This window comes from Endozoicomonas sp. ISHI1, from assembly GCF_024606225.1.
In the GTDB taxonomy this organism is placed as follows: domain Bacteria; phylum Pseudomonadota; class Gammaproteobacteria; order Pseudomonadales; family Endozoicomonadaceae; genus Endozoicomonas_A.
The window spans coordinates 61,807-81,836 of record NZ_JAGRPU010000028.1 but is presented as its reverse complement, the minus strand read 5'-3'; the positions used below and the strand labels follow the sequence as shown (position 1 = coordinate 81,836).

Genomic DNA, 20,030 nt, shown 5'->3' with positions numbered 1-20,030 from the left:
GAGACACGTTACAGCTCGACGTTAAACCCTACGCAAGAGTGGAGTTAGACACGATTCGTCGTGCATCCACGGTGACGGCGTAGATAAGTCTACATAATTACAGATTATGTTAGATTTTTAGTAGCGGTATCATTGGGTTCAGGACACACCTGCCTCTGGGATCTTTTATCAGCACGAACAGTCACAGGATAAGACGATTGAACACCAGCGACCTCATCCGGTGCGGCAGGCTTAACCAAGTACCGCTTGTATCGCCCTGCCATTTTTGTCAGCCCGTTCCAGAAGTCTCGATAATAACTGGAATGGGTAGTGGCTCCGTTTATTTTATCATTTCCGTCCATTTCTTTTATTTCCCTCTATGGGTCCAGAGTCCGGTAATAGCACTCAGTTGTCATTATAGTTTCAACGAAGAAGCCGGGTATTTAGAGGACGATCACGATTTTTATCAGAGCTGCAAACCAATTCGTTGCAAAAACATGGGCATTCACTCTTAGCAATAGTTATAATATAACGTTTCACTTACAGACTGACACAGTTGCCCTTTATGATTTTTTCGAGAAAACCAAAGATACTATTCTGGCTGTCAGGCCTTTTACTCTCTCTATCACTGCCGACCCAGAGTCAAGAACCCCCCAAAGTGCTAACCTCCATTAAGCCCGTTCAGCTGATTGCTGCTGCTATCACCGAAGGTGTCACTTCGGCTGAAGTGCTGCTTCCTCCGGGAGCCTCTCCCCATAGTCATAGCCTGAAGCCTTCAGACGCCAGAAAGCTTTATGAAGCCGATGTTATGTTCTGGGTCGGACCCGATATGGAAGTCTTTCTGGATAAAACCCTGTCAGGTTCAACAAAAGCGGCCTCCGTGCCCTTGATGCAGGAAAGCAATCTGGAGCTTCTGAAGATGAATGAAGGAGAAGAAGAGATCCATCATCATCATGCCGAAGAAAGCGACCATCATCATCATGGCGAATACGACGTTCACATCTGGCTGAGCCCGAATAACGCCATAGCCATAGCCGAAACCATATCAGAGAAGCTGAGCGAGCTGGATCCTGAGCATAAAAAACAATACACGGATAATTACCATGTATTCAAAAAAGCGGTTCAGGCAGCTGACAAGCACAACATCAGCAAACTTGCTGTCTACCACAATCAACCCATGTTCGTTTTCCATGATGCTTATGGTTACCTGCAAAGGCATTACGAGTTGAATATTGTCGATCATTTCACTGCTAACCCGGAACAGCAGCCGGGTGCGAAACATCTTACTCAATTGCAAGAAAAGCTGAAAAAAGCCGGCAATAGCTGCGTTTTCCGTGAACCACAGTTCCAGCCTGCTTATATTGACCGGATCATTGATGGTACTGATGCCCATGTTGCTGTGCTCGACCCTCTGGCAACAGATGCAGCTGTAGGCCCTGATGGTTATATAGAGTTCATGGGCAGTTTGACGGATAACATTATCAGCTGCCTGAAGCAGTAACCATCGCTTAGTGCATGACACTCTATAAGGATGGAAATGCATGCATCAATCTCTATAACTTGAGATATTGTCTTGGTTCCCATGTTTTGTTCCACAGGGCATGGAAGCCAGACCCTTGCCCCGACGATTGGACGAGGGTTTACGGCGATTTAGCTAAAGCCTGAGCCCCATAAAACTACCGCCAAGAAACGCGGTCACAACCAGAAAGGGCAGAAGGGAAGCCAGCAGGGTTACCCACATTTTGAGCTTTGAGCGTTCCAGACGCAGATTCCATCGTTCTGCCGAAAAAGTCTGATCATCATCAAGTTCTGTGGATAACCCGCAGCTTGAACAGGTCACCTGCCACATTTCAGTGTCCCCAACCATCATCCTTGCCAATTCGGCTTCACCCAGACAACAGGGACACTTTTCCAGCTTCATAACGTCTCCTTCCTGTTTATGCACACATGAATGACAGCTTTTTCCAATACTTTTAACAGGTTATCCACAGATAGAGCTGTTATTCAAGGGCTATCTCATTAAGGAGCACTGCATTAGAAATGAGAGACGTGGCAATGTCCGTGAAGGTTTTAGACGGCAATATCGCCAGCTAAATGAACACGTATGTTTTGTGTCAGGGCCTGTGTGGCAAATGCCTGAACCACTTCTTTCAGGTTTTCTTGCGGTACATAGGCAATAGAGATGTGATTGCTCTGGTGACCCGCCATCAGGTCATCGCGGCCTACACCGTCCAGTACACAGTTCATCAAAGGCCACTCTTTACAGGTTGCATGAAGACGCCGCTGGAACTCTTCCTGAGGCAGTTCGAAGGCAGTGCCGGTGCCGATATGCATATGAACTTCCGTACCTTCATAATGTGCACGAGCCCATATAAACCTGCCTGCTTTACTCTGGCCGCTCACAGTAGAACCGCCTAACGGGAAATACATGGCAGGCTGACGGTGACCGACAGCACCAGCAATACCACCATTGATGTGTTCAAAAGGTATAGAACCGGAAATTTCGAAATCCCAGTAGAACGTGCCTTCAAACTCACTGCCCCAGCGAATATCGTGCAGGGTTGTCTCCGATGGCAGACCCAGACTGTCGAGCAGACGGAACATCATGGTTTGTGGTATGGCGGTCCCCATGTCAACTTCGTTAATGCATGGAATGGGCTTGCCTTCGGAAATCACTTCGCCATTTTCGTCTTTTATAGGGAAGCGGGCGGTTGAGCCGATGGCACCTTCCGCAAAGTCCGAGGCAGCACAACTGTCTTTCAGGCCTTGTTGATACTGAACACCCACGCTTGTCAGGCCAAAGCGTTTGGTGGCGCGAGCCATGGCGATCATCATGGCGCACTGCTCTTTTACCTGCTCACGAGTCAGTTCTGTGGCTGCATCGGTACCAAATCTGAAGTCCATGCCGCGATCGATATACCACTGCAAACATTCTTCGCGCTGCTCTTCGGAAACAAGGTTCATGTCATGTAAAAGGGCGGACTGGGATAATGCCTCAATGGGCATACCAATCCTGACCAGGGATTCCTGAGGAAATATGCCGTTCATCATGCCCATGCAGAACATGTCGTATAGCCCCATAATCTCCTTGTTTTTGAGAATGAATTCCCCTACCCGCTGACCTATTTTACCTGCCTCTGTGTTAGTCATTGGGTGTTCTTTGGTGATTTCTTTCAAATAAGAGGTATCGTGTTCAATCTGTCCGCTTTCCAGCCACGATTGCAGGCTCATGTAGAAGAAATCATCGTCAAAGTTTTCGGACCAGAGGCGGCTGTAATCTCTACCCAGGCTGGTCAGGGTGCCAGCCATGCACAGAGCCCCCACCAGACCGGGCCATGTTCCATCGAAGTTAGCCAGCAGCAGGATGGGGCCTTCATGATGCACCAGAGATGGTGCCACATGGTGAGAATATTGCCATGCGGTCATCAGCATAATAATCGGAGCCTCAGGGTCAAGAGAGGCCAGTACATCAGAGCCTTCACGCTGGTTGCTGATAAAACCATGTCCCTGCGCGTCCTTTACGGGATGAGCACGTCGGACTCTGAAATCAAACTTCTCTTTTAAGACGGCTTCCAGTTTTTTCTCAAAAGATTGCTGAACTCCCCAGCATGTCCGGTTAGCAGTATCCCGCAAGTCGCCATTGGCAATAACGAAGACTTCTTTATTTTCCAGAGAACCAGGTTCTTTTTTCTCGGGCAGGGTCAGAGTTATAGCAGTCACAATATGCCTCCATCAGGCTATGAGTTCCAAAAGCTCAGGTTATTTTGTGTTCATCTGACTAAAATCCACACATCATGGCTTTGTACTTCATCTGGTCTTCGTGCATTTCGTGAAAGACCTTGTACTTGGCATCATGAAAAGCCCGGGTTGATGTTTGAGGTTTGATGACGTTGCCTGTGGATGACATAGCAGACATGGCGTCCTTTAACTCGTCATAATCACCACAGGCCGTTGCCGCCAGCATGGCAGAGCCAAGGACGACTGCTTCGTCCTCTTTACTGAGGACGATTTCACAACCTGTTGCATTAGCGTGTTCACGAAGCCACAGAGGATTTTTCGTACCTCCGCCGCACATATGAATGCGATTTATTTGATGACCAGCGAGGTTCATCGTTTCGATGATGTGACGTGTACCATAGGACACTGACTGAATAGCAGCCATATAAATTTTGGCCAGCTCGGTCAGGCTCTCATTCAGTGATAAGCCTGAAACCATGCCCTTTAAATAAGGGTTAGCCCGGGGTGAACGATTGCCATGATGATAGCCCAGCAAATGAAAGTGAGCAGTAAAATAGGGGTTTTCAGTCTCAAGCCGGGCAACCTCTTCATTCAGAATTTCATACTCACTGCGCTCCTGCCGTCCGGCCAGTTTCATGAGTTCCGGATAAAAAACATGGTCGCGAATAACGTGGTCGATCAGAGAGCCGACAGATGACTGTCCTCCTTCACTCAGCCACATGCCCGGAACCATAGCACCCCAGTATGGCCCCCAGACACCATCAACAAAAACCGGTGTTGTGCTGACGGCCATATGACAGGAAGAGGTTCCACCAATAATGGCGAGGGTTGATTCCGGCTGGTCGCCAATAATGCCAACGCCTCCTGCATGGGCATCGATCATGCCCACAGAAACAATAGTACTGGTGGTCAGCCCCAACGCTATTGCTGCGGCATCCGTCAACTGTCCGGCAGGCGTGCCCGGGTCAACGATGGCCTGACCGATTTTTTCACCAACAATCAGGTCTTCCAAATCCAGCTGCCGGAACAAAGAGGTATCCCAACGTTTGTCGTGGGCAAGATAAGTCCATTTGCAAACTTTGGTACAAGTGCTCCGAACATCCCTGCCAGTGGAGCGATAAACCAGATAATCCGACAGGTCGAAAAAACGCGCAGTGCGTTCATAGTGCTTTGGTAGGTGGCGTTTCAACCATTTCAGTTTAGGCAGTTCCATTTCAGGACTGACTTCACCACCCACAAACTTCAGGACCTCACTTCGTGTGGCATTCATTTCGGCAGTCTCTGCCAACGCCCGGTGATCCATCCACATGATGATATTCTGATCATCCAGTTCCGTCGGCGAGACGGTTACAGGGCAATCATCCGCGTCCACAGCAACCAGAGAGCAAGTTGCGTCAAATCCGATTCCCTTTACCTGCTCCGGCTTGATTGCTGAATCAGTCACTACATCTTTTACAACGTTACATACCTGCTTCCAGATATCAGACGACGATTGTTCAACAAAGTCCGTAGCAGGACGAAACTGCTTGATTGGGCTGGCAGCCAGGGCGATTTTCTCTCCCTTCGCGTTGAACAATCCCGCCCGCACACTGCCCGAACCCACATCCACACCAATGTACAAATGTTGCATAAATCGTCGTCAGGGTACGCCATTACATGAATTCAGGGAGATTGAATATTTGTAGCGTAAACAGATTCTTGTCATAGAAGCACTACTCCTCAGGCTATCTTGCTGCAACAATATTAGGCTATAAACCAAAGAGCGTATTTTATTCTGGAATCTATTTGTTATGAGACTGAATCAAGAGCCTGAGGTATTACTCATGGGCCACCCTCTGTTGTTTCAGGAACAACCTCAGGTCGCTGTCGGAGAAATAACTTCAGATGACTTCCAGCACAACCTTGAGATCCTCAAGCAAAAGCAATTGTGTACCCTGGGAGTAGGGCTTGCGGCTCCCCAAATAGGTTGGCCCGCCCGTGTTTTCAGTCTCGGTATTTCAGAAATCAACCGATCCAGATATCCTCAGGCTCCAGACATCCCTTTTGCATTCTGGATCAATCCACAAATCATCAACTTCAGCAGCAACACTTGCTGGACCTGGGAAGGCTGCCTTTCGGTTCCGGGCATGAGGGCATGGATTGAGCGTCCTGAGAGCATCACAGTGGTTGGCTATAACGAACAGGGAGAGCGCCAGCAAAGAGACCTGTCAGGTTTTACAGCCCGGGTCATGCAGCATGAACTGGATCACCTCGATGGAAAACTGTTCCCTATGAGGGTGGAAGATAAAAGTCTGATTATTCCCAACCAATCGATTGAGCATCAGGAAGAATGGGCAAAAGATTGGCCAACCGGAAGTGCTCGCAAAACGATACGTGGCCAGATTTCCGATACGCGGTAATGAAACTAGAAAATCTCATCACCGCCATCAATCAGATGAGTCGTGTCATCCTGAACACGTAACTCCTCACGATATCGGCGACGGTTCAGCAGTTTATTCTGTACTGGATCTGGCAACTCGGTAAACTGAATGATCTGCTTATCAATGAGCAGGTCGATCAGGTCTTCAAGCACGCGAATAAAATCGGCATCCGCCGCCTGCATAACCTTGCCACCAAGGGTTGGGTTTTGTTGCAGGAAGGTATGTACGGCTTCGTCTTCCAGATTGACGAGCTCCCAGTCTTCTGTAAGTTGCTTGTCTGCAACTGCCTGAATTTCACCTTTTTCATCTTTGAGTGCGTATAGCATCCTGCCGCTCCTAAATCCGCCGGTTGATAGGTAATGACTGTAGCAAATCAGAAATCAGCCCCCGGCTGATATCAAACAGATCATCGCCCTGCAGGCCTTCACTGGCACCGTTTACATCCCAGATCACTTCACCACTGCGGATATCAATAACCGTCAACCCCATGGAAACATGGGGCCTGCCACTGTCATCGTAATACCACTCGAAAATCTCACCGGCGAGCGCGAAGCTGATGTCATTCTGCTTGGCCCACTGCATGCCATTCTGGTAACGATGAGCTGCTTGCAGAGATTTTGAGGCTGTCGTCACTTCCGACTCAGGGTACAAACGGGCCTCCTCAATGCCCCGCGAAGGCAAATTAACCATCAGTATTCTTTCTACCTGAGTGGTAATACTGGTCGCTTTACTGTGATTAACAAAGGGAAGGACGGCCCAGTCAGCGGTACCTGGCAACCCTTCCCGATAAAGACCTGAAGTAGCCGCTGTACCACCCAGGCCACCCGAGATATTAAAACCGCCAGACTGACACCCTGTCAGAACCAGCATTGCTGTTAGCATCAGTATTAAAAATCCGGGCCTGGTTTCATTGAACATAATCTTTAAGTTCTCCATGGTTCAACCTTAACCATTGCAGCGCAATGACAGCCGGAGCGTTGGAAATACGACCATCTACAACCATCTGCCAGGCTTGTTCTGCTGTTAACACATGCACTCTGATATCTTCACCTTCTTCCGCCAGTCCGTAAACCCCGCCAGCCGATGAGGCATCGACAATGCCGCAATAAAGCATCATACGTTCATTGGTTGCACCGGGGCTGACGTAAAAATTGGAAACCGGTAAAAGATGCTTCACTTCACAATCAGCTTCTTCTTTTACTTCACGAATAGCAACCGATTCCAGGGATTCACCCGGCTCAGATATGCCCGCAACCACTTCGAGCAACCAGGGGTCGTCATCGCTCATCAGAGGGCCTATGCGAAACTGCTCGACCAGCACCACTTTTTCCAGAACCGGGTCATAAAGAAGTACACCTACAGAGGGCACTCGCAAAACCGCTTCCCGATCCAGTGCTTTACTCCACCCTCCCCGGAAAAGGGCATGTCTGACTTTATATCGGCATAGCTTCAGAAATCCAGACCAGACTCGTTCTTCGCTTTCAATATGAGTGTCTTCGACTCCAAAACCAGATAATTTCATAGCACACCTTATTGATATAAATGATGCTGAAGAATGTAATCATGAACCGAAGGCAGCAGCAAAGCAGCCAGGGCTTTTTGGTTGTTATCGTCTGAACTCCCCGAAACCAATAACTCCCTTACCCGGGTACTGCGAATATTCTGACGTTCACGGGCAGTAAAGACCTGCCAGCGCTGTTCAATGTCCTTAGATCGATAGAAGCGCTTCCAGTTCCGGGGATCCGCATTATCGGGTCCTCTGATAAACCCGAGCTGATCCCCGGGGTACTTCTGCTCTAAACGTTCCAGCAAATCAAAGGTATAGACTGGCTTTTCGGGATTATCTGCCAGCATTTCCTGCTCAATCCCAGAAACTTCTATCTGACATTGGGGCAGTTGTACTGAGTTCATCAGCCGCTGGCACATGGCCATCCGGTGATGAAACGGTAGCATCGACTTGGAAAAAGCATGGGCAGCGCTGGGCACCAGCAATATCAGGTCAAACTGCTGCCGGGCCTGTTCCAATACATCCAGATGCCCCAATGTTGGCGGGTTAAACGCAGAACCCAATATGCCTATTTTCCTGGCGGTCATAGTGTTGTTTCCAAAATCACACTCTTTGGTACTTCCACTTCCACTGCGATGGGCAAATGATCTGAAATAGGCAGATTAAGGACACCGAACTGATGGACTATCAAGGAAGGGCTGACCAGAATATGGTCCAGTGAGCGACTGGGGCGCCAGCTGGGAAAAGTATTTAGTTCTGAATGAACAGCCTGCAAGTCAGTGTCTTTCAGTGGTGAGTTATTGAGCAGTTGTTCAGCGTGGGTATTCATATCGCCCATCAGAACCACATGATTGTAAGTTCTGACCAAGTCTCTGATATAGGAAAGTTGGCCATTTCTGGCCCTCTGGCTGAGAGCCAGATGCATCATCACCACGACTAAAGGGTTCCGGGTATCTCCAAACCGGGCAACGATTGCTCCCCGTCCCGGAATCAATCCGGGCAGTTTGTGATCTTCAAGAATAGTGGGCTTGAAGCGACTCAGGAATCCATTGCTGTGCTGCGCCAGCTTGCCGAGATTTCGATTCAACTGGTGATACCAATATGGAAACTGGCATTTAAGGGCAAGGTATTCGGTTTGATTGATAAAACCGCTTCTGAGGCTTCCACCGTCGGCTTCCTGAAGAGCGACCAGATCAAAATCGGGGAGGGCAGCAGCAATCTGATCCAGTGTTCTTGCCCGCCTGGAATGAGGTAAAAGGTGTTGCCAGCCGCGAGTCAGATAATGACCATATTGCTGAGTATTGATGCCTACCTGAATATTAAAGCTCAGCAGACGAATGTGCCCGGGCTTTTGTGATCGGGGGTTGTAAACCAGCTCACTGCGGTGAACGGATCCCGGAGCTCTGTCCCTCTTCAAACGAGAAGACAAGGCCCCCTTCAAAGCTCTAATCGGCATCAGTGAAACCTGAATTCCGGATGCTGTTCAGTCCAGCATCTATCTTGTTGAAGGGGTCATAATGTTCAGCTTTTTGCCTGTGACGCTTGCTTAGCCTCAGGCTCTGCCTTGGCTGCACGCTCATCACGCACTTTCTTGATCAGGAAATCAGCAATAACAGGCATGTTTTCCAACCCCACCCTGGGTTCAATAACATATCGGCCATCAACTACCAAAGCTGGAACACCGTTTAACTGATAACCTTTGATTTTTGAACCACCCTGATTCATCAGGTTCAGAACTCCGAAGGAGTTATAGAAGCTGGCAAATTGCTTGGGATCAATACCGTGGCGATTCTGAAGAAAGTCCCCCATGGCTCTCACGTCGCCAAGACGGTTATTCCGATTCTGAATTTCAGCAAAAATACTTTCGTGTATTTCGTTCAGTTTTTTCTCTTCAGGAATCATAGTTTCCAGAGTGTAGTAAAGCTGGGCATGGACTTTCCAGATGTTTGGACCAAAGAAACCAGGCGTACGAACTACACGAGTGTCCTTTTCCAGAGAAGGCTTCCAACGCGCAACAATGGGTTCCAGAGTGTAACAATGCGGGCAGCCATACCAGAAGACTTCTGCCACTTCGATCTGGCTTTTCTTCACTGAAGTCTGAACCGGGTTAGACAGAACCTGGTAATCCTGACCTTCCTTGTATTTGTCCTCTACAGCAGCCTGCGCCATTAATGGCAAAACCAGAGCCAACCATAAAAATTTCAGTTGTTTTGGCATCTAAATACACTCCAAGCCTTTTATAATGATCTATCTGATGACAAGTTAACAGAAGTCCGGGGGCCCGTCTGCCTGAATTTGATACGTTCGTTGGTTCGTAAATCGGTTATACGCAGGGCAGGCTTGCACAGGAGTACCATTGATTGGCTTTTTTCATGGTAAAAAGCTCAGACGAAGAAAATATGTCCCTCTTCCTTCCAGTCATAAAAAACGGTTTGCAACTCATCATTGCAAACCGCTTTTTGCGCTTATGGCTAAACCACTGCACTATCAGCTCTTCTTAAACAGCCGATAGTGTTATCTGTTATCGCAGACCACTGATATAACTGGACAGAGCGTCCACTTCCTTATTGCTCAGCTTTTCAGCGATGCTTCTCATCACTTTGGTGTCGCCATCATTCATACGAACGCCCTCGCGGAAATCACGCAACTGCTTAGCCGTGTACTGAGCGTGCTGACCACTGATTTTCGGGAAGCCTGCCAAAGGGTTACCCTGACCGGTTGGAGAGTGACAGGCAGCGCAAGCAGGAATGCCTTTCTTCTGATCACCAAAGCGGTATAGCTGTTCGCCCAGCCCCACCATTTCAGGATCGGCTACCCCCTCAGGCGCAGGCTGACTGGCATAGAAAGCAGCGATATCTTCGATATCCTGTTCTGTCAGCTGCCCTACGAAAGGCATCATTTCCGGAACACTGCGGTTACCGGCCTTAATGTCTGAAATCTGTTTAACCAGATAGCGTTCGCCTTGCCCTGCCAGATTGGGGAAATTGGGAGCCAGGCTTACACCTGTTGCTCCATGGCAGGCGGTACAGTTTGCCACTTTGGCTTTTCCAGCATTTGCATCCCCTTTCGCAAATGCCACACCTGATACCCCCAAGGACACTACCAGAGCGAAAATAACTTTTTTCATTAACCTGACCCAGCTACGGCACTTGCCATGAGTGACTGTTATTATTCCAACCTTTCCAGTCAGCTGTTCAGCATCTGTTTGTAAAGGCGGAGACCTCTCTGTCTTTACAAACATCCTCATTATTCAGCTGATTTTTTCGACCTGTTTTCGGCCTTTATTCTGAAAATGGTGGATTAAAATGGCTGCATATGCCTCAAAACGACCGCCATTATATACCTTATTGCTATTTTCCGATAGGTGGTCGAGCCCAGTAAATTCGCCGCTGTTCAGACAAACTGTTTTTTCCCGGGACATCTGGCTCATGATAACCGGCTGCCAATCGTCGGCAATTGCTTCGCAGCTATTCCATTTGATCCACAAGTCAAGCAAAATTGCGCCCACTTTTCATTTCTATGGTAAAACTCCCTGACCAGGGAGCTTGCTGACAGGTCTGACACATGAGTGAACCCAGAAGCGGTTTAAATTATCGCAAGGCCAAATTTCTAACCAGCGCCCCCAGGCTGAAACTGTGCCCGCCCGATAATGGCAGGGAAGTCGCTTTTGCGGGTCGCTCCAACGCCGGTAAATCCAGTGCCCTGAATACTCTGGTGGGCTCAAAAATTGCCCGCACCAGTAAAACACCCGGACGCACCCAGCTGATCAACTACTTCAATATTGAAGAGAGCATCCATCTGGTTGATCTTCCCGGTTACGGCTACGCAAAAGTGCCGGAAGCGATGAAAATCGAATGGCAAAAACATCTCGATGATTATTTAACCAACAGAGAGTCTCTGATTGGTCTTGTGCTACTGGTGGATATCCGCCACCCTCTGAAGGAGTTTGACCGGATGATGGTCCAGTGGAGCATTGAATCTGAAATGCCACTGCATATTCTGTTAACCAAGAGTGACAAGCTGAAGTCTGGTGTCGCCAAACAAGCCCTGAATCATCTAAAAAGAGAGCTCTCTGAGTATCCGCAAATTTCCATGCAACTTTTTTCTGCCCTGAAGAAAACCGGTGTTGATCAACTGGCACAGCGTCTGGATACCTGGCTGCTGGTCGATGATGAAGAACTGGAAATGCAGGATTGACATCCTCCCACCACTAAACCGCAAGCGGTTATAGTGGGGGATTCCCGTTAGTCACCTAACAGGCTTCCTGTTTCAACACGCCTTCCCTAGATGGTTGCTTACGCAGCCACCCCCGTTCCAGTCGCTCCACAGGCTAACCCCGCCAGCCCGGCGGTTTTGATATTCAATGCTGCATTAATGTCCCTGTCGTGATGGGTTTTACACTCTGGGCACTCCCATTCACGAATAGACAACGGCAGACTTTCATGGACAAACCCGCAACCGGAGCAACGCTTTGAGCTTGGAAAGAATCGGTCGATCTGAACCAGTTCTCTCTCAGCCCACTCTGCCTTGTACTGCAACTGTCGGACAAATTCTCCCCAGTTTGCATCGGCTATGTGTTTTGCCAGTTTTGGATTCTTAATCATGCCTTTCACGTTCAGAGACTCTACACAAACAACTTGGTTCTCGTTAATGAGTTTGCGGGATGCCTTGTGAGTGGCATCCATCCGGCAATCGGCGATCTTGGCATGAAGGCGAGCAACCTTAAGCTTTGCTTTGGCTCTGTTGCTGCTGCCTTCCTGCTTTTTTGACATTTGGCACTGAAGGTAGGCGAGCTTTTGCTTGTAGCGTTTGGTGTACCTTGGATTACCGGATTTTTCACCGTCTGAAGTGATGAACAGATCATTTAAACCTAAATCAATGCCCACTGTCTTATTTCTAATAGGCATTGCTTTAGCTTCAAATTCGCACAGCATGGAAACAAAGTACCGGCCTGCCCGATCTTTGCTGATAGTGACACTGGAAGGCTCAGAAGACGGTTCTCTGCTCCAGCGGATACTCAGTGGCTCCTTGCTCTTGGCAATGAATATTTGCCCGTCTTTGAACTTGAAAGCAGACGAAGCAAAAGTTGCACTCTGTTTTGCGTGTCTCTTCTTGAAGGTCGGGTACTTAGCCCTACCTTCCCAAAAGTTCTTGAAGGAGGTTTGTTGATGGCGCAGTGATTGCTGAATGGGTACTGAAGAAACATCGTTTAGCCACTGATATTCAGGGTTCTTTTTCAGTTCGGTAAGCTGCTTTGATGCTGCGTTGTAATTAACACTGTTGCCGTTCTTGTAGTACTCGTCGGTACGCCAGCGAAGAATATGGTTGTAGACAAAACGTACGCAGCCGAAAGTTTGGGCAAGTAGCTGTTCTTGCTCAAACGTTGGATAGAATCGGTATTTGTAAGCTCGTTTAGTCATTTTTACAAACATATTATCTTTTGTGTAAGGATTCAAGCTTTTGCCAGTCCTATCGGACTGGTCGCTATCTATCTCCACCCAAGCTCTGCGAGCTATGGATGGAGTATTCCGCGAGAATTGATAAAAAAGTTCCAGCCGTCGGGGGAGAGACGACTGGAGCGATAAGCTCCGCCACAAAAAGGCAGAGTGTTCGCAGTCACTCAACACACAAGGAGTGCTGTGAGAGAAAATGGCAGCCTTAAGACACTCGTCCAATGCCTGGCTTTCTTTGAGGCAAAAAAAAACCAGTTACCGAAGGGGGGGGTGGTAACTGGTTCATTGCAGGCTACGTCGGGGAACACAGCACTGCTTTTATTGCCAACACTCAACACACAAGGAGTTTGCAGAAAGGATTTTTTCCTCTCTACATATATTGAGACAACAGAATCTGAAAAAAGTTCCCGAAAGATGAATTTTTTTTTGTTTTTTTTCTGGCAGGTATCCAGGAAAAAAAAACCGGCGACCAAGGGGGACGGTCACCGGTTTATTGCACACTGTGCCGGGGCACAGCACTGCTATTATTGCCAACACTCAACACACAAGGAGTTTGCAGGAGGTTTTTTCCTCGCTACATATATTGAGACAACAGAATCTGAAAAAAGTTCCCAATGATGTGAAAAAAATACAAAATTCTTAAGCATCATGAAATTTTCAGGGAGACGATTATCATCAGAGAAGCTTCAGTGAGCTTCATCCCAGTTGTATCCATTGCCCGCTTCAACCAGCAAGGGCACATTCAGCTCTGCGGCTTGGGACATCTTCTCTACGATGCCGTCTTTTACGACCTCAAGCTGATCTTCCGCAACTTCCAGCACCAGCTCATCGTGCACTTGCATAATCATTCTGGCATCCAGATCACTCTTTAAAAGCCACTGATCCACTCGGGCCATCGCTTTTTTTATGATATCTGCAGCCGTTCCCTGCATTGGGGCGTTGATAGCAGTGCGCTCAGCTGCCTGACGACGCATACCATTGCGGGCATTGATTTCCGGAAGGTATAGCCTTCGCCCAAACAAAGTCTCAACATACCCTGTCTCTCTGGCAGACTCTTTCGTTCGATCCATATAGTGAAGAACACCTGGGTAACGATCGAAATAAAGATCGATGTACTCTTGTGCAGACTTTCTGGAAATACCCAGCTGTTTGGCCAATCCGAAAGAAGACATCCCGTAGATCAGACCAAAGTTAATCGCCTTGGCACTTCTGCGCTGATCAGAACTGACCTCTTCCAGTGCGACACTGAAGACTTCCGCAGCCGTGGCTTTGTGAATATCCAGACCCTGATCAAAGGCTTCCAGCAAACCGGCATCATTAGAAAGATGTGCCATGATTCTCAGCTCTATCTGTGAATAGTCAGCGGCAATCAACTGATACCCTTCAGGCGCGACAAAGGCCTGACGAACCCTGCGTCCTTCCTCGGTACGAATAGGAATGTTCTGAAGGTTTGGATCAGAGGAGGACAAACGACCTGTTGCTGTTACCGCCTGATGATAAGAAGTATGAATTCTTCCAGTGGCTGGATTGATCATCTGGGGCAACTTATCGGTGTAAGTCGACTTCAACTTGCTCAGGCCACGATGCTCAATCAGGAGCTTCGGCAGGGGATAATCCAATGCCAGCTCCTGAAGCACGTCTTCTGCGGTAGAAGGCTGTCCTTTAGGCGTTTTCTTGATGACCGGCAGACCCAATTTCTCAAACAAAATCGTCTGCAACTGCTTGGGAGATGCCAGGTTAAAAAGCTCTCCCGCTTCATCATGGGCCTGCTTTTCAAGCTCATGGAGACGCTTCCCAAGCTCCATACTCTGCTGTCCCAGCAGGCGGCCATCCACCTTGGCTCCCTGTCTTTCCATCCGCGACATAACGCCTACCAGTGGCATTTCTATGTCACGAAATACAGAGCACAGAGACTGCTCAAGCTCCAGCTGAGGCGAAATCGTTTCATGCAGTCTCAGGGTAATGTCGGCATCTTCTGCGGCGTAGGGTGCTGCTGTTTCAAGATCAATCTGGTTGAAGGTGAGCTGCTTTTTACCTTTGCCAGCAATCTCTTCAAAGGTGATGCATTGATGGTCGAGGTATTTCTGAGCCAGACTGTCCATATCATGGCGGGTAGCGGTTGAGTTCAACACATACGACTCAAGCATGGTATCCCAGTAGATACCTTCCAGACTGATATCATAGTTAGCCAGTACACTTTTATCGTATTTCAGGTTCTGGCCTACTTTTTTCCTGTCAGGATTCTCCAGCAACGGTTTAATCTGCTCCAGCACCCAGTTTCGATCCAGCTGATCGGGTGCACCAACATAGTCATGAGCTACTGGCACATAGGCTGCCTTACCCGCTTCTACAGCAAAAGAGAGTCCGACCAGTTCCGCTTCCATATAATCCAGGCTGGTGGTTTCGGTATCAAAAGAAAACAGTTCCGAGTCATTCAATACGTTCAGCCAACGGCCAAAGGTCTCTTTATCAAGAACCGTCTCATATTCAGCATGAATAGCAGGCCTGACGGGCTCAGGTTCTGCACCTCCGCCCATGCCTTTTTCCAGTTCAGCGATCATGGAACGGAATTCATACTCTTTGTACAGAGTCAACAGAGCTTCTTTGTCAATGGGTTCCGCTTTCAGATCTTCAATCGCAACAGGCAACGCCACATCGGTTTTGATGGTGGCCAGATCCCGGGAGAGCAAGACAATATCTTTATGTTCTTCAAACTTACTGGCAAAATTTTTGCTGCCCCTGAAGCCCAGGGCAGGTACTTCTTCCAGACGTCTTGCAATCTCATCAATACCACCAATCCCCTGTAACAGAGCCAGAGCGGTTTTCTGCCCAACACCGGGCATACCGGGAATATTGTCACTGGAGTCACCCATCAGGGCCAGGTAATCAATAATCAGGTGAGCAGGAATACCAAACTTGTCCACGACGCCGTCCAGATCGGTACGGGTATCATTCATGGTATCGATCAAAGTCACATGCCCGGAAACCAATTGAGCAATGTCCTTGTCACCGGTTGAGATGACGGTATCAATTTTCTTCTCTGTGGCTTCTTTGGCCAGTGTGCCAATGACATCGTCCGCTTCTACGCCATCAATCATCAACAATGGCATACCCAGGGCACGAACCATTTCGTGAATCGGCTGAACCTGTGAGCGCAGATCGTCCGGCATGGGCTTGCGGGTGGCCTTGTAATCTTCGTACATATCGTGCCGGAAGTTTTTCCCCTTGGCATCAAAGACCACTGCCACCGGACTGCCCGGATACTCCTTAAGCAGACTCTTCAACATGTTCGTCATCACACGGATAGCCCCTGTTGGACGACCGTCTGATGTTCTCAGGTTCGCTCGTTCTGAAGCATGGAAAGCCCGATAGAGGTAAGAAGACCCATCTACGAGCACAAGGGGCGTACAGGCTTGATCTGACATTGCTGAATTGATCTCTGGTTAATGGGTAACAGTAGCATTCAGACATTGATGTGGGTGAACACCGAGAGCTACAGCCTCCCAAATATTGGAGTAGACTGCTATTCTAATCCCTTTTTCCCGCTAGACACATGGTTATTCCTTGAGGCGCGCGATGAAATCAATAACAGGTTCACTGGCTTTTGCGACAATCATGTCTTTATTTCTCGTCGGCTGTGCCAGCTCTCCACCGTCCACTAACCCAACAGAAGCTGCATTGGAAAAGCCTCCCAAAGTTGTTCAACCTGAATCGGCAACAATCAGCAAAGAAGATTTTGAAAAAATCCCTAAAAATCTGCGTCCCGAAGATCTGGAGCAAAGGCATGACACCACTGTGGTCATTCGTTCCGGCGACAATGAAACCATCAGGGAATACCGGATAAATGGTTTTCTTTATGGTATTCAGGTTATCCCCAAAGTGGGCGAACCTTATTACCTCATTGCAGCAGATCACATGGGCAACTTTATAGACCCCACCAAACCCGAGATGTTGATTCCGTCCTGGACTATTTTTCGGTGGAAGTAGATAGCTGAGCCTTCCCCTGTGATGGCGTCTCAGAAAAATCTGACAAAGCTAACTGTGACCGAAGAGCACTCCCGTCCGGTTCTTCGAGAGTATTATTTCGATTATAAATAGAAGTTTGGTTATAATATAACATCGTTCATTCGCCACCTTTCATTGTCATGACCAGTGTCCACCAGCCTCACGATCATCACCACTGTATTTCAGGAGCTTTGCAGGAAGCTCGTACTCTCTGTCAACAGAGGGGAGCCAGGCTGACCCATCTCCGTGAGAAAGTACTGGAACTGATCTGGCAAAGTCATCAGCCCGTGGGAGCCTATGACATTCTTGCCGAACTGGCTAAGCAGGAAGAACGGGTGGCCCAACCCCCCACCGTTTATCGCGCCCTTGATTTCCTGATGGAGCAGGGTCTGATTCACCGTCTATCCTCACTTAACGCTTTTATTGGATGCCCCCACCCCGGCACAAAACATAACAGCTGTTTTCTGATCTGCCAGAACTGCCGCGTGACACAGGAAATCGATCATCAGGCCATTAATCAGTCCATTACCTCTTGTGCCTTTGATCAGGGATTCAAAATCACTGATGCCGCAATTGAACTCACCGGTTTATGCTCAAACTGCCAGAAATCCCGGGAGTCATTATGAGTTCAGACAAAGACAATAAAACAGCAACAACCAAGGATCTGAGTAAACCTATGTCTGAAGAAACATTGATCAGACTGAACAACATCCATGTTGCTTTTCGGGAACGAGAAGTCGTTACCGATATTTCACTGGACGTGGAAGCTGGTGAAATCGTGACCCTGATAGGCCCGAATGGAGCTGGTAAAACGACACTGGTCAGAGTTGTTCTGGGTCTGCTGTCTCCTGATTCCGGAAGCCGTTCGGTAAAAGAAGGTCTGCGTATCGGCTATATGCCTCAAAAATTGCATGTTGACGAAAGCATGCCCCTGAGCGTAAGACGCTTTCTTTCCCTGACAGGACAGTCAGAAAAACACATTTGTTCGGCACTGGCAAGAACCGGTGTCGCCCACGTCATGAACTCACCGGTTCATTCACTTTCAGGCGGAGAGCTGCAGCGAACATTGTTAGCCAGGGCATTGCTGAACAGACCTCATCTGCTGGTGCTCGATGAACCGGTTCAGGGTGTGGATGTCAATGGCCAGAAAGAGCTTTATCATCTGATTACCGAACTCAGAAATGGGAGCAGCCCCGAGCTGAAAGACGGCTGCTCTGTTTTAATGGTCTCCCATGACCTTCATCTGGTGATGGCTTCAACAGATCGGGTTATTTGTCTGAACCAGCATCTCTGTTGCTCAGGCCACCCCCATCAGGTTCGTCAACACCCTGCTTACCTGAAGCTTTTTGGTGGAGAGTCCGAAGAGCTGGCTATCTACACCCACCATCATGATCATGAACATACCGTTGATGGTCATATCATCCACAAGAATGACAATAGGAGCACTCATGCCTGAACTGCTCCTTACCGCACTGCTGGCAGGATCAGGGGTTGCCATAGTGGCAGGACCTCTGGGTTGTTTTGTTGTCTGGAGGAAGATGGCCTACTTTGGCGATACTCTCTCTCATTCGGCACTGCTGGGCGTAGCCTTGGGGTTGCTGCTCGATATTGATCTTAACCTGACCATCATAGTGTGTTCGCTGTTTCTTGCTGTTCTTCTGGTCTCGCTTCAGGAACAACAAAAAATGGCATCCGACACGTTACTGGGAATACTTGCCCATAGCAGTCTTTCCCTGGGCCTTGTTGCAGTCAGTTTTTCCGAGAACGTCCGAATCGACATGATGTCTTACCTGTTTGGAGACATTCTGGCGACCGCACCTACAGACCTGCTCTGGATATACGGCGGCGGCGCACTGGTCCTCACCACACTGGCCTGGCTGTGGCGGCCCCTTCTGGCCATGACCATTCATGCAGAGCTGGCACAGGTTGAAGGTTTTCCAGTTAAAAGAACCAAACTGATTCTGACCTTACTGATGGCCCTGGTCATTGCTGTGGCTATGAAAATTGTTGGTGTACTTCTGATCACTTCTTTAATGATTATTCCAGCCGCAACAGCCCAGAGGTTTTCCCGAACACCAGAACAAATGGCGATCATTGCCGGCATCATTGGCTTACTGAGCGTTGCAGGAGGACTGACTGCCTCCTGGCAGCTGGATACCCCATCAGGACCTTCCGTTGTCGTCTGTAGCTTCCTGATTTTTGTTCTGGGTTTGAGCTTCAAGCGCAGCTGACGAGATTAGTCCTGATACAATTCATCCACGCCCACCATCACCCGTGCCAGCTTGTCTGAATCCAGGGGTGGGCGAATAAAGCCGTGATAATCCCCCCTCGGATTGATGATGACCAGGTTGGCGCCATGATCCACCAGGTAATACTCATCCACCGGATCAATGACCGGTGTGTAGGGGATGTTCATTTGTACGGTCAGGTTATGGATATCTTTCTGGTTGCCCGTCACTCCCACAAAATCAGGGTTGAAGTGAGGGACGTAGCCATTCAGCTTCTCCACAGTGTCCCTGCGAGGATCCACTGTCACCATAAAATAGTGCATTTTCTTCGCGATTTCAGGGTTATCCTTCTTCAACAGTTTATCCATCTGGTTCAACTGACCCAACGTAGTGGGGCAGATGTCCGGGCAAAAGGTATAGCCAAAGTACACCAGAGACCATTTCCCTTCGAGATTAGCCTCAGTAAAAGGCTGACCCTTGTTATCCACCATGCCCTTCATTTCAAAGGTCCGTGGCTTGTCAAAAACCACTGCCCCCATCCGCTGCAAGTGCTCCAGTGTGAGCGATGGTTTGTTCATGTATTTGTAGAATGTCAGACCCATAATGACCGCGACAATAGCCACCAGAATCAATACTGTTTTATTCACGCTGTTTTTCATCCCGGATGCCATGAAAAATCCTTTGAGCCTTCAGCCTCAGT

21 protein-coding genes are annotated in these 20,030 nt (G+C 48.6%); 7 read left to right on the top strand and 14 right to left on the bottom strand.

Features of this window, described 5'->3' with window-relative positions:
* Nucleotides 1-544: 544 nt before the first annotated feature.
* Nucleotides 545-1,480, top strand: coding sequence for a zinc ABC transporter substrate-binding protein ZnuA (znuA, locus tag KBW69_RS17040; RefSeq protein WP_257254129.1), 936 nt, complete (start codon nucleotides 545-547; stop codon nucleotides 1,478-1,480).
* 153 nt (nucleotides 1,481-1,633) lie between these two features.
* On the opposite strand, the gene KBW69_RS17035 is transcribed toward znuA, so the two are convergent.
* The 3 genes from KBW69_RS17035 to KBW69_RS17025 form a co-directional block, all read right to left on the bottom strand.
* Nucleotides 1,634-1,900 carry a Lar family restriction alleviation protein gene (locus tag KBW69_RS17035; RefSeq protein WP_257281630.1) on the bottom strand — a complete coding sequence of 89 codons (267 nt, stop codon included), beginning with the start codon at nucleotides 1,898-1,900 and terminating at the stop codon, nucleotides 1,634-1,636.
* Nucleotides 1,901-2,049: 149 nt separating this feature from the next.
* Nucleotides 2,050-3,699, bottom strand: coding sequence for a hypothetical protein (locus KBW69_RS17030; protein WP_257254127.1), 1,650 nt, complete (start codon nucleotides 3,697-3,699; stop codon nucleotides 2,050-2,052).
* Nucleotides 3,700-3,757: 58 nt separating this feature from the next.
* Nucleotides 3,758-5,347, bottom strand: coding sequence for an FGGY-family carbohydrate kinase (locus KBW69_RS17025; RefSeq protein ID WP_257281629.1), 1,590 nt, complete (start codon nucleotides 5,345-5,347; stop codon nucleotides 3,758-3,760).
* Between the two features lie 160 nt (nucleotides 5,348-5,507).
* Between KBW69_RS17025 and def the strand changes: the two genes are divergently transcribed.
* Nucleotides 5,508-6,116, top strand: a complete 609-nt coding sequence (gene def / locus KBW69_RS17020; protein ID WP_257281628.1) for a peptide deformylase — start codon at nucleotides 5,508-5,510, stop codon at nucleotides 6,114-6,116.
* A 5-nt stretch (nucleotides 6,117-6,121) separates the two neighbouring features.
* On the opposite strand, the gene KBW69_RS17015 is transcribed toward def, so the two are convergent.
* From KBW69_RS17015 to KBW69_RS16980, 8 genes are all read right to left on the bottom strand, one after another.
* On the bottom strand, nucleotides 6,122-6,463 hold the full coding sequence (locus KBW69_RS17015) for a hypothetical protein (RefSeq protein WP_257252901.1): 342 nt from the start codon (nucleotides 6,461-6,463) through the stop codon (nucleotides 6,122-6,124).
* Between the two features lie 10 nt (nucleotides 6,464-6,473).
* The gene (locus KBW69_RS17010) at nucleotides 6,474-7,055 is read right to left on the bottom strand and encodes a hypothetical protein (RefSeq protein WP_257275351.1); all 582 of its coding nucleotides are present in this window, start codon (nucleotides 7,053-7,055) and stop codon (nucleotides 6,474-6,476) included.
* Nucleotides 7,045-7,659 (bottom strand): NUDIX domain-containing protein, encoded by a 615-nt coding sequence (locus tag KBW69_RS17005; RefSeq protein ID WP_257252903.1) that lies wholly within the window; start codon nucleotides 7,657-7,659, stop codon nucleotides 7,045-7,047. Before KBW69_RS17005 ends, KBW69_RS17010 begins: the two co-directional genes overlap by 11 nt.
* A gap of 8 nt (nucleotides 7,660-7,667) precedes the next feature.
* Nucleotides 7,668-8,231 (bottom strand): adenylyltransferase/cytidyltransferase family protein, encoded by a 564-nt coding sequence (locus KBW69_RS17000; protein WP_257281627.1) that lies wholly within the window; start codon nucleotides 8,229-8,231, stop codon nucleotides 7,668-7,670.
* Nucleotides 8,228-9,100 carry an endonuclease/exonuclease/phosphatase family protein gene (locus tag KBW69_RS16995; RefSeq protein WP_257275869.1) on the bottom strand — a complete coding sequence of 291 codons (873 nt, stop codon included), beginning with the start codon at nucleotides 9,098-9,100 and terminating at the stop codon, nucleotides 8,228-8,230. The genes KBW69_RS17000 and KBW69_RS16995 overlap by 4 nt, the downstream gene beginning before the upstream one ends.
* 65 nt (nucleotides 9,101-9,165) lie before the next feature.
* Nucleotides 9,166-9,861: a thiol:disulfide interchange protein DsbA/DsbL gene (locus KBW69_RS16990; protein ID WP_257281626.1), complete on the bottom strand. Its 696-nt coding sequence runs from the start codon at nucleotides 9,859-9,861 to the stop codon at nucleotides 9,166-9,168.
* A gap of 304 nt (nucleotides 9,862-10,165) precedes the next feature.
* Nucleotides 10,166-10,771 carry a cytochrome c gene (locus tag KBW69_RS16985; protein ID WP_257253240.1) on the bottom strand — a complete coding sequence of 202 codons (606 nt, stop codon included), beginning with the start codon at nucleotides 10,769-10,771 and terminating at the stop codon, nucleotides 10,166-10,168.
* Nucleotides 10,772-10,894: 123 nt separating this feature from the next.
* Nucleotides 10,895-11,152, bottom strand: a complete 258-nt coding sequence (locus KBW69_RS16980; RefSeq protein ID WP_257275871.1) for a hypothetical protein — start codon at nucleotides 11,150-11,152, stop codon at nucleotides 10,895-10,897.
* A gap of 56 nt (nucleotides 11,153-11,208) precedes the next feature.
* Here KBW69_RS16980 and yihA point away from each other — a divergent pair, with 56 nt between their 5' ends.
* Entirely contained in the window at nucleotides 11,209-11,841 is a 633-nt protein-coding gene (yihA, locus tag KBW69_RS16975) for a ribosome biogenesis GTP-binding protein YihA/YsxC (protein WP_257253237.1), read from the top strand.
* A 98-nt stretch (nucleotides 11,842-11,939) separates the two neighbouring features.
* Here yihA and KBW69_RS16970 read toward each other — a convergent pair whose 3' ends face one another.
* Both KBW69_RS16970 and polA read right to left on the bottom strand, forming a co-directional pair.
* The gene (locus KBW69_RS16970; protein WP_257281625.1) at nucleotides 11,940-13,064 is read right to left on the bottom strand and encodes a transposase; all 1,125 of its coding nucleotides are present in this window, start codon (nucleotides 13,062-13,064) and stop codon (nucleotides 11,940-11,942) included.
* Nucleotides 13,065-13,783: 719 nt separating this feature from the next.
* On the bottom strand, nucleotides 13,784-16,522 hold the full coding sequence (gene polA, locus KBW69_RS16965; RefSeq protein WP_257281624.1) for a DNA polymerase I: 2,739 nt from the start codon (nucleotides 16,520-16,522) through the stop codon (nucleotides 13,784-13,786).
* Between the two features lie 151 nt (nucleotides 16,523-16,673).
* Here polA and KBW69_RS16960 point away from each other — a divergent pair, with 151 nt between their 5' ends.
* The 4 genes from KBW69_RS16960 (at nucleotide 16,674) to znuB (ending at nucleotide 19,333) form a co-directional block, all read left to right on the top strand.
* Complete coding sequence (locus KBW69_RS16960; protein WP_257281623.1) at nucleotides 16,674-17,084, top strand: DUF2782 domain-containing protein; 411 nt, start codon at nucleotides 16,674-16,676, stop codon at nucleotides 17,082-17,084.
* Between the two features lie 158 nt (nucleotides 17,085-17,242).
* Complete coding sequence (locus tag KBW69_RS16955) at nucleotides 17,243-17,728, top strand: Fur family transcriptional regulator (protein WP_257253355.1); 486 nt, start codon at nucleotides 17,243-17,245, stop codon at nucleotides 17,726-17,728.
* Nucleotides 17,729-17,778: 50 nt separating this feature from the next.
* Complete coding sequence (gene znuC, locus KBW69_RS16950; RefSeq protein ID WP_257253357.1) at nucleotides 17,779-18,558, top strand: zinc ABC transporter ATP-binding protein ZnuC; 780 nt, start codon at nucleotides 17,779-17,781, stop codon at nucleotides 18,556-18,558.
* The gene (znuB, locus tag KBW69_RS16945; RefSeq protein WP_257253353.1) at nucleotides 18,551-19,333 is read left to right on the top strand and encodes a zinc ABC transporter permease subunit ZnuB; all 783 of its coding nucleotides are present in this window, start codon (nucleotides 18,551-18,553) and stop codon (nucleotides 19,331-19,333) included. The genes znuC and znuB overlap by 8 nt, the downstream gene beginning before the upstream one ends.
* 5 nt (nucleotides 19,334-19,338) lie before the next feature.
* Here the strand turns inward: znuB and KBW69_RS16940 are convergent, their stop codons facing one another.
* On the bottom strand, nucleotides 19,339-20,001 hold the full coding sequence (locus tag KBW69_RS16940) for an SCO family protein (protein ID WP_257253350.1): 663 nt from the start codon (nucleotides 19,999-20,001) through the stop codon (nucleotides 19,339-19,341).
* Nucleotides 20,002-20,030 lie beyond the last annotated feature (29 nt).

Coding starts and splice junctions, on each gene's coding strand:
- yihA (WP_257253237.1), top strand. CDS start 11,209: ATGAGTGAACCCAGAAGCGGTTTAAATTATCGCAAGGCCAAATTTCTA.
- KBW69_RS16995 (WP_257275869.1), bottom strand. CDS start 9,100: ATGCCGATTAGAGCTTTGAAGGGGGCCTTGTCTTCTCGTTTGAAGAGG.
- KBW69_RS17035 (WP_257281630.1), bottom strand. CDS start 1,900: ATGAAGCTGGAAAAGTGTCCCTGTTGTCTGGGTGAAGCCGAATTGGCA.
- KBW69_RS17010 (WP_257275351.1), bottom strand. CDS start 7,055: ATGTTCAATGAAACCAGGCCCGGATTTTTAATACTGATGCTAACAGCA.
- znuB (WP_257253353.1), top strand. CDS start 18,551: ATGCCTGAACTGCTCCTTACCGCACTGCTGGCAGGATCAGGGGTTGCC.
- KBW69_RS16940 (WP_257253350.1), bottom strand. CDS start 20,001: ATGGCATCCGGGATGAAAAACAGCGTGAATAAAACAGTATTGATTCTG.
- znuA (WP_257254129.1), top strand. CDS start 545: ATGATTTTTTCGAGAAAACCAAAGATACTATTCTGGCTGTCAGGCCTT.
- KBW69_RS17025 (WP_257281629.1), bottom strand. CDS start 5,347: ATGCAACATTTGTACATTGGTGTGGATGTGGGTTCGGGCAGTGTGCGG.
- KBW69_RS17000 (WP_257281627.1), bottom strand. CDS start 8,231: ATGACCGCCAGGAAAATAGGCATATTGGGTTCTGCGTTTAACCCGCCA.
- KBW69_RS16960 (WP_257281623.1), top strand. CDS start 16,674: ATGAAATCAATAACAGGTTCACTGGCTTTTGCGACAATCATGTCTTTA.
- znuC (WP_257253357.1), top strand. CDS start 17,779: ATGTCTGAAGAAACATTGATCAGACTGAACAACATCCATGTTGCTTTT.
- KBW69_RS17005 (WP_257252903.1), bottom strand. CDS start 7,659: ATGAAATTATCTGGTTTTGGAGTCGAAGACACTCATATTGAAAGCGAA.
- KBW69_RS16990 (WP_257281626.1), bottom strand. CDS start 9,861: ATGCCAAAACAACTGAAATTTTTATGGTTGGCTCTGGTTTTGCCATTA.
- polA (WP_257281624.1), bottom strand. CDS start 16,522: ATGTCAGATCAAGCCTGTACGCCCCTTGTGCTCGTAGATGGGTCTTCT.
- KBW69_RS17015 (WP_257252901.1), bottom strand. CDS start 6,463: ATGCTATACGCACTCAAAGATGAAAAAGGTGAAATTCAGGCAGTTGCA.
- KBW69_RS16970 (WP_257281625.1), bottom strand. CDS start 13,064: ATGACTAAACGAGCTTACAAATACCGATTCTATCCAACGTTTGAGCAA.
- def (WP_257281628.1), top strand. CDS start 5,508: ATGAGACTGAATCAAGAGCCTGAGGTATTACTCATGGGCCACCCTCTG.
- KBW69_RS16985 (WP_257253240.1), bottom strand. CDS start 10,771: ATGAAAAAAGTTATTTTCGCTCTGGTAGTGTCCTTGGGGGTATCAGGT.
- KBW69_RS16955 (WP_257253355.1), top strand. CDS start 17,243: ATGACCAGTGTCCACCAGCCTCACGATCATCACCACTGTATTTCAGGA.